General features: G+C 70.7%; 9 protein-coding genes and 1 pseudogene. 5 read left to right on the top strand and 5 right to left on the bottom strand.

The window, feature by feature from the left end:
* Positions 1 to 84 precede the first annotated feature (84 nt).
* Both ACQP0P_RS23315 and ACQP0P_RS23310 read left to right on the top strand, forming a co-directional pair.
* Complete coding sequence (locus ACQP0P_RS23315; protein ID WP_433380803.1) at positions 85 to 3,462, top strand: BTAD domain-containing putative transcriptional regulator; 3,378 nt, start codon at positions 85 to 87, stop codon at positions 3,460 to 3,462.
* Positions 3,463 to 3,868: 406 nt separating this feature from the next.
* Positions 3,869 to 4,786 (top strand): nitroreductase/quinone reductase family protein, encoded by a 918-nt coding sequence (locus ACQP0P_RS23310; protein ID WP_433380800.1) that lies wholly within the window; start codon positions 3,869 to 3,871, stop codon positions 4,784 to 4,786.
* A 181-nt stretch (positions 4,787 to 4,967) separates the two neighbouring features.
* On the opposite strand, the gene ACQP0P_RS23305 is transcribed toward ACQP0P_RS23310, so the two are convergent.
* Entirely contained in the window at positions 4,968 to 5,324 is a 357-nt protein-coding gene (locus ACQP0P_RS23305; RefSeq protein WP_433380797.1) for a hypothetical protein, read from the bottom strand.
* Positions 5,325 to 5,902: 578 nt separating this feature from the next.
* Between ACQP0P_RS23305 and ACQP0P_RS23300 the strand changes: the two genes are divergently transcribed.
* Positions 5,903 to 6,268: a YybH family protein gene (locus ACQP0P_RS23300; protein ID WP_433380794.1), complete on the top strand. Its 366-nt coding sequence runs from the start codon at positions 5,903 to 5,905 to the stop codon at positions 6,266 to 6,268.
* Positions 6,269 to 6,343: 75 nt separating this feature from the next.
* Here ACQP0P_RS23300 and ACQP0P_RS23295 read toward each other — a convergent pair whose 3' ends face one another.
* Entirely contained in the window at positions 6,344 to 6,889 is a 546-nt protein-coding gene (locus tag ACQP0P_RS23295) for a MarR family transcriptional regulator (protein ID WP_433380791.1), read from the bottom strand.
* A 94-nt stretch (positions 6,890 to 6,983) separates the two neighbouring features.
* Here ACQP0P_RS23295 and icmF point away from each other — a divergent pair, with 94 nt between their 5' ends.
* The gene (icmF, locus tag ACQP0P_RS23290) at positions 6,984 to 10,235 is read left to right on the top strand and encodes a fused isobutyryl-CoA mutase/GTPase IcmF (protein ID WP_433380788.1); all 3,252 of its coding nucleotides are present in this window, start codon (positions 6,984 to 6,986) and stop codon (positions 10,233 to 10,235) included.
* A gap of 28 nt (positions 10,236 to 10,263) precedes the next feature.
* Here icmF and ACQP0P_RS23285 read toward each other — a convergent pair.
* The 3 genes and pseudogenes from ACQP0P_RS23285 to ACQP0P_RS23275 all read right to left on the bottom strand — a co-directional run.
* A pseudogene (locus ACQP0P_RS23285) lies at positions 10,264 to 10,637 on the bottom strand (response regulator); the annotation flags it as partial.
* Positions 10,559 to 10,861, bottom strand: a complete 303-nt coding sequence (locus ACQP0P_RS23280) for a serine hydrolase domain-containing protein (protein ID WP_433382023.1) — start codon at positions 10,859 to 10,861, stop codon at positions 10,559 to 10,561. The gene ACQP0P_RS23280 and the pseudogene ACQP0P_RS23285, both read right to left, overlap by 79 nt.
* A gap of 36 nt (positions 10,862 to 10,897) precedes the next feature.
* Positions 10,898 to 11,056 carry a hypothetical protein gene (locus ACQP0P_RS23275; RefSeq protein WP_433380785.1) on the bottom strand — a complete coding sequence of 53 codons (159 nt, stop codon included), beginning with the start codon at positions 11,054 to 11,056 and terminating at the stop codon, positions 10,898 to 10,900.
* Between the two features lie 401 nt (positions 11,057 to 11,457).
* Here ACQP0P_RS23275 and ACQP0P_RS23270 point away from each other — a divergent pair, with 401 nt between their 5' ends.
* Positions 11,458 to 13,473, top strand: a complete 2,016-nt coding sequence (locus ACQP0P_RS23270) for a glycosyl hydrolase family 28-related protein (RefSeq protein WP_433380782.1) — start codon at positions 11,458 to 11,460, stop codon at positions 13,471 to 13,473.
* Positions 13,474 to 13,579: the final 106 nt, after the last annotated feature.

Below are 13,579 nucleotides of genomic sequence, written 5' to 3'. Positions count from 1 at the left end.
CAGCCGGTCAGCGGCGGCTGAGCGGTGGCCGAACGGCGCTGCCGGCAAGGGCCCGCCCGAGACACCCGGATAACATCGGGTGACATGACCTGCGAGGCGACGGCACGAGCGGTGACCTTCGGCGTGCTGGGCCCCATGGAGGCTTCTGACGAGCACGGTCCGCTTCCGTTGAAAGGTCCCCGGCATCGAGCGGTACTGGCGCGGCTGCTGATCGCCAGGGGCAGGGTCGTCCCGGTCGACCGGCTCGTCGGCGACCTGTGGGAGCGGCCCCCGGACGGGGCGGTCGGGGTGATCCAGACGTTCGTCTCCGCGCTGCGCCGCGCTCTGGAACCCGACCGCCCTCCCCGGCGGCCCGCCCGGCTGCTGGTGACGGCCTCCCCCGGCTACGCGCTACGGGCGGAGCGGCGGTCGGTGGACGCCTGGCGGTTCGAGGCGGCGACGGGTGAGGCCGGCTCGCTGCTGGCGGCGGGGCGGCCCGGGGAGGCGTTGGCCGGCCTGGAGGAGGCGCTCGCCCTGTGGCAGGGGCCGGCGTACGCGGAGTTCGCGGAGGAGACGTGGGCACGCGGAGAGATCGCCCGCCTGGACGGCCTGCGGTTGCTGGCCGTGGAGCGGCGCGCGGAGGCGCTGCTGGAGCTGGGGCGGCCCGCCGAGGCGGTGCCTGACCTGGAGGCCCACGCCGCGGGCCATTCGTTGCGCGAGGGCGCCTGGAGGCTGCTGGCGCTGTCGCTGTACCGGTCGGGCCGGCAGGGCGATGCCCTGGCCGTTCTGCGCCGGGCCCGGGAGGTGCTGGTCGGGGAACTGGGCGTGGATCCCGGCCCCGGGCTGCGGGGGCTGGAGGCCGACATCCTCGCCCAGGCACCTCACCTCATCGCCCCCGCCCCCGCCAGGGCCGGCGGCGGCACCGGCATCATGGTGTCACCGCGGGAGGCGGCGGCGTCGTACCCGGCGCCCCCTGATCCTGCCGGACGGCCGTTCGTCGGACGCGCGCAGGAGCTGGGTCACCTGGAAGAGGCTGCCGCGGCCGCCGTGCGGCAGGGCAGGATCGCCCTGGCCCTGGTCTCCGGCGACGCCGGCGCGGGAAAGACCGCGCTCGCCGAGGCGCTCACGGGCACGCTGACGGCGCGGGGCTGGACCACGGCATGGGGCCGCAGCCCCGAGCACGACGGGGTGCCCGGCACCTGGCCGTGGACACAGATCGTCGGGGGCCTGGCCGCCGCTGGGGCCGAGCCCGCCCCGGCCGTGGCCCTTGTGCCGGACGGCGCAGCGGCCACACCGTCCGCGGCCCGGTTTCGCATGCACCACGCGGCCGCCTCCTACCTGGCCGCGGTGGCGAGGCGAGCACCGGTGCTGGTGGTCTTCGACGATCTGCACCGGGCAGCACAGGAGACCCTGGACCTGCTGGCCACCCTGGTGACGGAACCCGTCGCCGGGCCGATACTGCTCGTCGGGACCTACCGGGCCACCGAGATCTCCCCCGCCCTGACCGACGCGCTCGCCGGGTTCGCCCGGGTGGAACCGGCCCGGGTGTACGTGGGCGGCCTGTCCGAGGCGGCCACGGGCGAGCTCGTCCGTGCCGTCGTCCAGCGGGACGTGGACGCACGGACCGCGCGGGTGATCCACCGGCGCAGCGGCGGCAACCCGTTCTTCGTCCGCGAACTCGCGCGGCTGGTCAACACTGAGGGACCCGCGGCACTCGACGCCGTTCCCGCGGGCGTGCGGGACGTCATCCGCCACCGCCTGGCGCGGCTGCCGCAACCGGCACGGGCGGTGCTGCGGCAGGCGGCCGTGATCGGCCGGGACGTCGAGGTGGACCTGCTGGCCGCCCTGGTGGCAGACGAGGACCTCGTGATCGACGCCCTGGAGTCCGCACTGCTCGCGGGCTTTTTGACCGAGCGGGAACCGGGTCGGCTGCGGTTCGCCCACGCCCTGGTGCGCGACACGCTTTACGACGACATCTCCAGGCCACGCCGGGCGCGCTGGCACGCCGCCGTCGCCGAGACGATCGAACGGCTGCACCCGGGTGACATCACCTCGCTCGCCCACCACTTCGGCCACGCCGAGAGCCGGCCTACGGCCGCCCGAGCCGCCCGCTACGCCCGCGCGGCGGCGCTGCAGGCCGAGCGAGGATTCGCCCCGCACGAGGCCGCGCGACTGTGGCGGCAGGCCCTCACCGCCCACGACCGGGCAGCAGAGGGCGACGTGCGCAGCCGGCTGGAGGCGGTCATGGGCATGGTACGGGCACTGGCCGTGACCGGCTCCCTGGAAAGCGCCAGGCAGTACCGCGCGGAGGCGATCGCCACAGCCGAGGGACTCGGCGACCCGCACGTGACCGCCGAGGTGATCAGCGCCTTCGACGTGCCCGCGATCTGGACCCGCAACGACGACGAGGACCTCGCCCGGCAGATCGTCCATGCGATCGAACGCACTCTGATTGCCCTGCCCGAGGGCCAGGCGGCACAGCGCAGCCGTCTGCTGAGCACCCTCGCCCTGGAACTGCGCGGCGCCCCGACCGACCGCGGACGTCAGGCGGCGCGGGAGGCGGAGGCGATCGCCCGCCGGCTGGGAGACCCGGCCCTGCTCGCCTTCGCCCTCAACGGCCGCTTCATGCAGGCCTTCCAGCAGGCCGGAATGGCCCCGCGACGCGCCCGGATCGGCGATGAACTGGTTGATCTGGCCACCCGGCACCACCTGGTGACCTTCGAGGTGCTCGGACACCTCATCCTCATCCAGGCCCACTCCGCGCTCGCCGACTTCGTCACGGCCGACGCGCACGCCGCGGCCGTGGACCGTCTCGCCGAACAGCACGACATCCCCCTCGCGGGCGTGTTCACCCAGTGGTACGCCGCTCTGCGACTGGCCGTCACCGGCCATCCGGTCGAGGCGGAGGCCGCCTACCGCGCCGCGAGCACCGCACTCGCCGGCAGCGGCATGCCGGGGATGGAGCAGGGCATTCTCCCCCTTGCCCTGCTGTGCCTGCGCATCCAGCGGGGCGAACGACCGGAGGCGGACGAGGAGGCGGACTGGGGCCCGTACGCGCCCTGGGCCCGCCCCCTGATCCTGCTCGCCGCGGGCCGCCGCGACGAAGCCGAAGTGGCCGCGAAGACCCTCCCCGACTCACCCCGCGACCTGCTCTGCGAGGTCCGCACCTGCCTCGCCGCCCGGACAGCCATCGGGATCGGCGACCGATCGGCGATGGAGCGTGCCTACGCCCGGCTACGATCCGCCTCGGGGGAACTGGCCGGAGCGGGCAGCGGCCTGCTCACCCTCGGCCCCGTGGCGCTCCACCTCGGCGATCTCGCCGTCGCTCTCGGACACCGCGACGAGGCCGCGGAGCACTACCGGCAGGCGCTGACGATCGCGGACAAGGCCGCCGCGCCGCTCTGGACAACCGCCGCCCGCGACGCGCTCGACCGCCTTGACAGCGGACGGCCGGACACGTCTCTCGCAAACGGCCGCCGGTGAGAGTGGCGTCTGGGACAGCGGCCGAGTTCGGCCCGGCGCGCGTGCGCGATCTTCGGCGTTGACAGGCGGCCGCCGTATGTGTGTAATGGCTCCGGTGTCGCGTGACGCCGACCAAAGAGCAGTGGGCCGGTCGGCGATCGGGCGAACACCCTTCATGCAGAGGACCCGCCATGAGTTCGTACTCAGCGCCCTGTATCTGACGTAGCGCAGCCGCACGTCGTCTCTCACTCTTCGAGTTCCGGGCACCGCCATGCGTGCCCCTGGACTTCGGCGGCGCGTCGTCCGCCGCCCGCGTACGGCGAGAGGCGCAGCGGTCGCTCCGTGCCGCGCGTATCACCGCCATCCACCATCACCGCGTTCACTGCGGATCCACGTACCTTTTCCGGAGACAGAAAACCGTATGCCCATGTCTTTCAACCAATCGGTCATCGAGGAGTTCCGCGCCAACGGAGGGAAGGTCGGCGGCCCCTTCGAAGGCGGGGATCTCCTGCTGCTGACGACCACCGGCGCGAAGTCGGGGACGGAGCGGACCACTCCCCTCGGCTACGTCCGCCACGGCGATTCGCTGCTGATCGTCGGATCCAACCTCGGTGCCCCGTCTCACCCCGGCTGGTACCACAACCTGCTCGCCCATCCCGTGGTACGGGTGGAGGTCGGCACCGAGACCTTCGAAGCACTCGCGGTTCCCGCCGAAGGGGCGCGACGCGAGGAACTGTTCGGGCATGTCGTGCGGGTGGCGCCCGGATACGGCGACTACCAGGTCCGGACCACCCGGCCCCTGCCTGTCGTGGTGCTGGAGCGTGCCGAGCCCGACGCCTGGGAGGGTCCCCGCGAGGTCCACAGCCTCGCCGACAAGCTGATGGAGGTCCATACCTGGCTGCGTGCCCAGTTGCGTCAGGTGAGTGCGGAGGTCGACGCCCACTTCGCCGCACGGGCGGCCCATCATGGTCCCGGCGAACCGCCGGGACCGGGTATCGGGCTGCGGATCCGGCAGCGCTGCCTGGCGTTCTGCCGGTCTTTGGAATTCCATCACAGCAGTGAGGACGCCCACCTGTTCCCCGGAATCGCGGGCTATCACCCCCATCTGGCCGACACCTTCGACCGGCTCCGCGACGAACACCGCACCGTCGCGGACATCCAAGGCCGGCTGGTGGCCTTGCTGGCCGACATCGGCATCGCCGATCCCCGGTGTTTCCGCGCCGAGCTGGACCGGATGTCGGCGGAGCTGAACGCGCACCTCGACTACGAGGAGGAGTCGCTTCTCCCTCTCCTCGCCGAGGTTCCGTGGCCTCCCGTGCACCCGGCTGACGACAGCACCGCCTGACGGGGCACCGGAGGGAGTGTGCCGTGAGCGCTCGGCCGGTTCCGTCAGCTCCTCGTGCAGCGCGTGGTGCCCCTTCGGGCACCACGCCGGCGGCCTTTGAGGTGCTGAGGGCCGCTCCTCCGGTGTACCCGAGTTCCGCGAATGGCGGGAGGCGATGGCGGTCACCCCCCCCCCACGGTGGTCAGCGTGTCGCGGTGGAGGTCCAGCGGGGACCGTCCGGCGTGTCCTCGACCAGCACTCCGCCGTTGAGCAGCGCGGCGCGCAGCGCGTCCGCGAGGTCGTAGCGCCCCTGTCGGCGCAGCTCGCCGCGGAGCGTGAGCACGGCTTCGACCAGGTGGCCGACCCCGCCTCGCGAGCTCGGGGTCCGTACCATCGCGCCCAGCTTCGCGATCAGCAGCCGCAGGCTGTCCCGGGCGTGACGGAGCGATGCACCTCGACCGTCGTCGGGCTCGTCTCGCCCGACCCCATGAACACCAGCACCCCAGGCCGACCCGGCATCGAGCCCCACCTCTCCATCGCCCCACGCCAAACTACGCACAGGAAGGCTCCGGCGGCAATAACCACTACTGCCGAAAAAATGCTGTTGCATAATTGATGCAACAGTGCGCCGGACGACGGGACGTCATGCGAACGAGCGGCTCGACCACCTCGTGCCGGTATCGGTCGAGATCCTGTTGCTGCGGGCCGATTCTGCGGGCACATGGCACTACCGGTGCCAGGTGACGTCGCTGGGCAGGGGCGAGAGCCCGGATCAGGCGGTCCGCCGCGTCTGCGGCCTCACCGCCGAGGCGACGGCCACGGTGGTGCACTCCACGAGCTGGCGCTACCAGCCCGAAGGCCAGGTCGTGCTGACCTACGCCGTCTGCCCCTGTTGCCGGCCACACCGGAGCCGACCGGCCGTATCGAGGGTGAATCCGCGAAGGCCGGACTCGGTCGCGGGGCCGCCTCCACCGGCTCGCCGACGGGGATCTCATCGACGCCCCGCCCGGGAACACCTGGTGCATCAGCCCAGCTCCATAGCTGAAACTTCTAGTTTCCAGCAGATTCATCTGTTGGACTTCTGATCGGCGAGCGACCAGGCTGGTGGGCACCGAGGTCCACCATCAGGAGGAATCCATGCCGGAGTACGAGAAGGCCATGCGACCCGAAGACATCACCCGCCTGTTCGTCGAACGGTCCAACGCCGGTGACGCGGCCGGAGTCGCCGCGCTCTACGAGGAGGGCGCGGTGATGGCCTACCCGCCCGGCGGCCGGACGGTGGGCCGGGAGGCGATCCGCGCGCTGTGGGAGAAGGTGCTGGCCGGCCGTCCCCGCTTCAAGCGGGAACAACCGCTGCCGACGCTGATCAGCGGCGACATCGCCCTCACCTCGACCCCGCCGAAGGACGGGAGCGGCGCCCGCGCGCAGGTCGTCCGGCGCCAGCCCGACGGCAGCTGGCTGCGCCTGCTCGACCAGCCCGAGTTCGTTCCCCCCACCCGCTGAACCCCTGGGGCCGGGGAACCCAGGGGCGCGTCGGCATCGCGTGCTCCAGGATGGCCCTGATGAGCACGCCCCCGGCTACGGGTGCACGGGGAGGTCGCGCGGGCTCGTTCCGGCCTGGCCGGGCCGATGGACGTCGCCCAGAGCGGTGCGGATGTCACGGAGGTGGGCGGTGGTCTCGACGGCCTGGGCGCGGGTGAGGTCGGCCAGGCCGAACGAGCTCTCGTTGAGCGCCTCGGTCGCCTGCCATGCCAGAGTCTGCCCGGCGGAGGTGATCCTGGCCAGGACCACACGCCGGTCGTCGAGGGAGACGCGCCGTTCCACGAGCCCGCGCTGCTCCAGGCGGGTGACGACGTTGGTCACGGAGGCGGGGTGCACCATCAGCCGCTCCCCCATCTTTCCCATCGGCAGCGCCCCCCGCGCGAATGCCAGCAGTTGCAGTGCCTCGTAGGCGGCGAAGGTCAGGCCGTACGGCTTGAGGGTCTCCTCGATCCGGCTCAGCAGCAGTTGCTGCACCCGCATGACGGAGGTGACGGTGGCCATGTGGTCGGCATGTTCCGGCCAGCGGGCGTTCCACTGCCGGTGAGCTTCGGCGATGGAGTCGAAAGAGGGTGAACTAGGCACCGGCTCACGGTACTTGACCGGATCCCGATCACCTATGTACTTTAATGTCAAAATATTTGATGCCCAAGGATTTATTACCCTCCAGGAGAGCCCGGTGCCACGCTCCGACGACCGCTCCCGCGTCAACGGCTCGCTGCACGTTCCCGCCCACCCGGTGCGTTTCGTCACCGCCGCCGCGCTGTTCGACGGGCATGACGCGGCGATCAACATCATGCGGCGGATCCTGCAGGCACAGGGAGCCGAAGTGATCCACCTGGGCCACAACCGCTCGGTGCGGGAAGTGGTCGACGCGGTCATGGAGGAGGACGCCCAGGGAGTGGCGGTCAGCTCCTACCAGGGCGGGCACATCGAGTACTTCGAATATCTCGCCTCGGCGCTCGGGCAGGCAGGGCTGGGACACGTCCAGATCTTCGGCGGCGGCGGTGGCGTCATCGTGCCGGAGGAGATCGCCCGGCTGGCCGAGTCGGGGGTGCGGATCTTCTCCCCCGAGGACGGCCAGCGGTTCGGCCTGCCGGGAATGATCAATCGGCTCATCCGTGAGTCGGACGTCGATCTCGCCGCGCGGCCGGCGCCGGTCGAAAGGGTGCTGGCGGGTGAGCGGACGGCGCTGGCGCGCGTGATCACCTGCCTGCAGGGCGGGACACTGCCGGAGGCCGACCGGCGGGTACTGGCGGACGCGGCCGCCGGTCGCCCGGTGCCGGTGCTCGGCATCACCGGCACCGGCGGGTCTGGCAAGTCCTCCCTCACCGACGAGCTGGTACGCCGGCTCCGCACCGACCAGCAGGACAAACTCCGGGTGGCCGTGCTGGCGGTGGACCCAACCCGGCGCCGTGGCGGCGGCGCGCTGCTGGGCGACCGGATCCGGATGAACACCCTGGACGGCGACCGCGTCCTCTTCCGGTCCCTGGCCACCCGGGGCGCCCGCGAGCTGCCCGAGAACATCGGTGCGGTGATCGAGGCGTGCAAGGCCGCAGGATACGACCTGGTGATCCTGGAGACTCCGGGCATCGGCCAGGGCGACGCCGCGATCGTCCCTCTCGTCGACGTCGCACTGTATGTGATGACGCCCGAGTTCGGCGCGGCGTCCCAGCTTGAGAAGATCGACATGCTGGACTTCGCCGACGTGGTGGCGATCAACAAGTTCGAACGGCGGGGCGCGGCCGACGCGCTGCGCGACGTGTCACGGCAGCTGATCCGCAACCGGGAGGCTTTCGGCGCCCGGCCCGAGGACATGCCGGTGTTCGGTACCAGCGCGGCCACCTTCAACGACGATGGTGTCACCGCCCTGTACCAGCACCTGAGCGGCCTGCTGGCCCAAGGCGGCCTGCCACTCCAGCCCGGTGTCCTGCCCGAGGTGAGCGGCCGCGCGTCCACCGGCGCGGCCCAGATCGTCCCACCTGTCAGGATCCGCTACCTCGCCGAGATCGCCGAGACCGTGCGTGGCTACCACGCCGAGACCGCCCGGCAGATCGAGGCCGCCCGGCGCCTGCAGCGGCTGACCGAGGTGGCGGCCGAGCTCACCGGATCGCCCGCCGCGGCCGTCGCCGAGCTGGCCGAGGCGGCCAGAGCCGACCTCGCACCGGCGAACGCGGAGCTCGTCGACGGCTGGCCGGCGGTCGTCGAGGCGTACTCAGGCCAGGAGCAGGTGGTGCGGGTCCGCGACCGGGAGTCGCGCACCCGGCTCACCCGCGAGTCGCTCTCGGGCAGCACGATTCCACGGGTGGCGCTGCCGCGCTACACCGACCACGGGGAACTGCTGCGCTTCCTGCGGAGCGAGAACCTGCCCGGCCACTTCCCGTTCACCGCCGGGGTCTTCCCGTTCAAGCGCGAGGGCGAGGACCCGGCCCGGATGTTCGCCGGCGAGGGGGACGCCTTCCGCACCAACCGGCGCTTCAAACTGCTGTCGGCCGACAGCGAGGCCACCCGGCTGTCCACCGCGTTCGACTCGGTCACCCTGTACGGCCGCGATCCCGGCCAGAGCCCCGACGTCTACGGCAAGGTCGGCACCTCCGGCGTGTCGATCGCGACCCTGGACGACATGAAGGCGCTCTACGACGGGTTCGACCTGTCCGCACCGGCCACGTCGGTGTCCATGACCATCAACGGCCCCGCCCCCACGATCCTGGCCTTCTTCCTCAACACCGCCATCGACCAGGCGCTCGATCGCCACCTCGACTCGCACGGCCACGAGCCCTCGCCCGAGGAGGCGGCCAGGCTGCGCGCCCGGACACTGGCCACCGTACGAGGCACCGTGCAGGCCGACATCCTCAAGGAGGACCAGGGCCAGAACACCTGCATCTTCTCCACCGAGTTCTCGCTCCGGATGATGGGCGACATCCAGGAGTGGTTCATCCACAACGGGGTGCGCAACTTCTACTCGGTGTCGATCTCCGGCTACCACATCGCCGAGGCCGGGGCCAACCCCATCAGCCAGCTCGCCTTCACGCTGACCAACGGCTTCACCTACGTGGAGTCCTATCTGGCCCGAGGCATGAACATCGACGACTTCGCGCCCAACCTGTCGTTCTTCTTCTCCAACGGCATGGATCCCGAGTACAGCGTGCTCGGCCGGGTCGCGCGGCGGATCTGGGCGGTCGCGATGCGCGAGCGCTACGGCGCGAACGAGCGGTCGCAGAAGCTCAAGTACCACATCCAGACCTCCGGCCGGTCGCTGCACGCCCAGGAGATGGACTTCAACGACATCCGCACCACGCTGCAGGCCCTCATCGCGATCTACGACAACTGCAACAGCCTGCACACCAACGCCTACGACGAGGCCGTCACCACCCCCACCTCCGAGTCGGTACGCCGTGCCCTGGCCATCCAGCTCATCATCAACCGCGAGTGGGGCCTGGCGATGAACGAGAACCCGTTGCAGGGCTCGTACATCATCGACCAGCTCACCGACCTGGTCGAGGAGGCCGTGCTGGCGGAGTTCGACCGGATCAGCGAGCGCGGCGGGGTGCTCGGCGCGATGGAGACCGGCTACCAGCGTGGCCGCATCCAGGACGAGTCGATGCGCTACGAGCAGCGCAAACACGACGGCAGCCTGCCGATCATCGGCGTCAACACCTTCCGCAACCCCGACGCCGACGCCCGCAACGCCGGGCCGGTGGAACTCGCCCGCGCCACCGAGGACGAGAAGCGCTCCCAGCTGGAGCGGGTCGGCGCCTTCCAGGAACGCCACCGCGAGCAGGCGCACGTCGCCCTGGCCGCGCTCAAGGAGGCCGCCCACGACGGCGAGAACATGTTCGCCGTGCTGATGGACACCGCCCGCGTCTGCAGCCTGCAGCAGATCACCGACGCGCTCTTCGAGGTGGGCGGCCAGTACCGGCGCAACGTCTGAGACACCGCGGTCCAGCCGGGGTGCTCGGTCAGGTGTCCCCGGACACCAGGCCCGCCTCGCGGGCGATGATCGCCGCCTGGACCCGGTTGCTCAGACCGAGCCGCAGCAGGATGGCGCCGACGTGGGATTTAACGGTGCCTTCCGAGAGGAACAGCGCGGCCGCGCGATGATCTTCTGCGCGATCCTCGGCGACAGGTACGCCGCGCCGTCGGCGACCGCCCGTACCCCGATGATCAGCTCCCGGGGGTCGGCGGCCTTGAGCAGGAAGCCGCCGGCGCCCTCGTCGAGCGCTCTGGAGACGTACTCGTCCTCGTCGAACGTGGTCAGCATGATGACCGCGACCTGCGGCATGGTGGCACGCAGCTCGGCCGCGGCGGAGAGGCCGTAGAGGCGGGGCATGCGGCGCGCCGATCCGCCATGCGGAACTCCGGCAGTCGCCCGGCGACCGGCTCGTCCAGGGAGATCCTGCCGTCGTCGACCAGTGTCATGACGGCCATGGCGGTGAACGACTTGCTGATCGAGGCGACCCGCATCGGAGTGTTCTCGGTGACCGGTTCGCCGGCCGAGTCGCGCCCGTATCCGGCGGCGTGCACGATCTTGCCGCCGTGCGTCACGACGACGGACATCCCGGGCAGCCCGGTGGACTCCATGGTCCTGGCCAGTTAGGCGTCGATGTCGGCCGGGGTCGGCTCGGCGCCGGGTGGTCCGGCCTGCGCGGCGGGAGCCGCGGCCAGGGGCACTATCAGGGTCACTATCAGGGTCACTATCAGGGTCACTGCCAGGCCGAATCCCACTGCCAGGCCGATGAGGTCGCGTTTCATGCTGAAGAACCTAGAAACCGGAGGCCTCGGGGGTATCCGACGATCGGCCACGACCACCCCTGACGAAAGTCAGGTGTCCCCGTGCGGACAGACAGGCGTCAGCCTCGCCTCCGGCCGGTCGTGTGGTGCGAGAACTTCACAACAACCCAAAACAGCTACTGCAAGAACTTGATGGGCAGGTGCAGCTAGAGAACAAGATTACGAAACTATTTCGCACGAGCCTTGTCGGGCGGGGTTCGAGGGTCCTAATGTCGCCTCACCTCAGGACGGTCGCTCCCCCGGGCGTCCTGAGGTGTTCACCCCCCGAGAGAAACGAGCATGCGATGTCACGGATCAGCACAGGAACCGCGGCGAGGTGGTCCGGCAGGCCACCGCGGAGGGCCGCGACGGCGGTCGCGGCGGTGACCGCGGTCACTGTCGGTCTCAGCGTCGGTCTCAGCGTCGGTCTCAGCGTCGTGCTCGGTGGCACGGCCCTTGCCGACAGGAACGCGAACGGGGCCTCGGCGCCCGCGGTGACTCGCGCCGGCCTCGACCCGTCACTCGTCGCGGGCCGGGGCGCGAGCGTCGACTTCGCCGAGCAGGAGGCGGAGAACGCCGCGACGAACGGCACGGTCATCGGCCCGGACCGCACCGCGTACACGCTGCCGTCGGAGGCGTCGGGCCGCAGAGCGGTCAAGCTGACGCCCGGGCAGCATGTCGAGTTCACCCTGCCGAGCGCGGCCAACGCGATCACCGTGCGCTACAGCATCCCGGACGCCCCCAACGGGGGCGGCATCACCGCGCCGCTCAACGTCACGGTGAACGGCGGGGCCAGGAAGTCCATGACCCTCACCTCGCAGTACGCGTGGCTGTACAACCAGTATCCGTTCTCCAACGACCCGAACGCCGACCTGCTCCACCCCGACTGGTGGATCACCGAGTGCGCCTGCGTACCCGCCGCCACCACGCCCACTCCGACGATCACCAAGCCGTTCCGCCCGAGCCACTTCTACGACGAGCAGCGCCTCCTGCTCGGCAGGACCTACCGCGCCGGTGACCGGGTGCGGCTCACGGTTCCCGCCGGGAGCAACGCCGCCTGGACGGTCATCGACCTGCTCGACTCGCACCTCGTCGGTGCTCCGCACGTCAGGCTCGTCGCGGCGAACGTGCTGGCCTTTGGCGCCGACCCGCTCGGGCGGCGCGACTCCGCCGACGCGTTCGACAGGGCGATCGCCTTCGCCAAGGGCAAGCGGCTCAAGGTCTACATCCCGCCGGGCACCTACCAGGTGAACCGCCACATCATCGTCGACGACGTGACGATCGAGGGCGCGGGCAACTGGTACACGATCATCAAGGGCCGCGAGGTCGCACTCCCCTCACCGGCCCCCGACGGCTCGGTGCACACCGGCGTCGGCTTCTACGGCAAGGACGCCTCGGACGGCGGCAGCGACAACGTCCACCTGTCCGGCTTCGCGATCGAAGGCGACGTCCGCGAGCGCATCGACACCGACCAGGTGAACGGCGTCGGCGGGGCGATGAGCAACTCGACCGTCGACGGCCTCCACATCCGCCACACCAAGGTGGGCCTGTGGTTCGACGGACCGATGACGAACCTTAAGATCACCAACAACGTCGTCGTCGACCAGATCGCCGACGGTCTCAACTTCCACACCGGCGTCACGAACTCGGTCGTGTCGAACAACCTCATCCGCAACTCCGGGGACGACGGCCTGGCGATGTGGTCGGAGAAGACCTCCAACGCCGGCAACACCTTTGACCACAACACCGTGCAGACGCCTGTCCTCGCGAACGGCATCGCCGTCTACGGCGGCACCGACAACACCGTCTCGAACAACCTCGTCGCCGACCCGATCCGGGAGGGCAGCGCCATCCAGGTCGGCTCCCGCTTCGGCGCCGAGGCCTTCGCCGGGCACCTGTGGGTCACGGACAACACCACGGTCCGGGCCGGTACCTACGAGCTGAACTGGAACATCGGCCTGGGGGCCATCTGGTTCTACGCGCTGGAGAAGAACATCGACGCCGACATCCAGGTGGTCGGCAACCATTTCCTCGACAACACCTACAACGCGATCATGCTGGTCAGCGACTGGCCGGTGAAGGACCTGTACTCGATCACCAACGTCCACTTCAAGGACATCAGGGTCGACGGCACCGGTACCTCCGTGGTCAGCGCCCGGGTGAAGGGCTCGGCGTCCTTCGAGAACGTGGACGCCCGCAACGTCGGCGCGGTCGGCGTCAACAACTGCGGGGCGTTCAACTTCCCGTCCACCGGCTCGGAGTTCTCGCTGACGGACCTCGGCGGCAACGACGGGGGCGGCACCACCGGCCCCTGGCTCGCAGCGTGGGAACTGCCGAACACCATCACCTGCGACGACCGTCCGCCGGTCGTCGCGCCTCCGGCGCCGTCGGCATGGTGACGGCCTTCCAGACGTCGCCGATCCGCTCGACCGGCCGTCCGGGATTCCCCGAGAACCGGTCAGGTGAAGGGCCGGGTGCCCGGCACCCGCGGCACCTCCGGGCGTT

Origin of the sequence: Streptosporangium sp. CA-115845 (assembly GCF_050943795.1) — a bacterium.
Lineage (GTDB): Bacteria > Actinomycetota > Actinomycetes > Streptosporangiales > Streptosporangiaceae > Streptosporangium.
The sequence above is the reverse complement of the archived record's forward strand: the minus strand, read 5'-3'. Positions and strand labels throughout refer to the sequence as shown.

What these genes read in the sequence shown, in the direction of transcription:
- ACQP0P_RS23315 (WP_433380803.1), top strand. Translation starts at nt 85, where the DNA reads ATGACCTGCGAGGCGACGGCACGAGCGGTGACCTTCGGCGTGCTGGGC.
- ACQP0P_RS23310 (WP_433380800.1), top strand. Translation starts at nt 3,869, where the DNA reads ATGTCTTTCAACCAATCGGTCATCGAGGAGTTCCGCGCCAACGGAGGG.
- ACQP0P_RS23300 (WP_433380794.1), top strand. Translation starts at nt 5,903, where the DNA reads ATGCCGGAGTACGAGAAGGCCATGCGACCCGAAGACATCACCCGCCTG.
- ACQP0P_RS23280 (WP_433382023.1), bottom strand. Translation starts at nt 10,861, where the DNA reads ATGTCCGTCGTCGTGACGCACGGCGGCAAGATCGTGCACGCCGCCGGA.
- ACQP0P_RS23275 (WP_433380785.1), bottom strand. Translation starts at nt 11,056, where the DNA reads ATGAAACGCGACCTCATCGGCCTGGCAGTGGGATTCGGCCTGGCAGTG.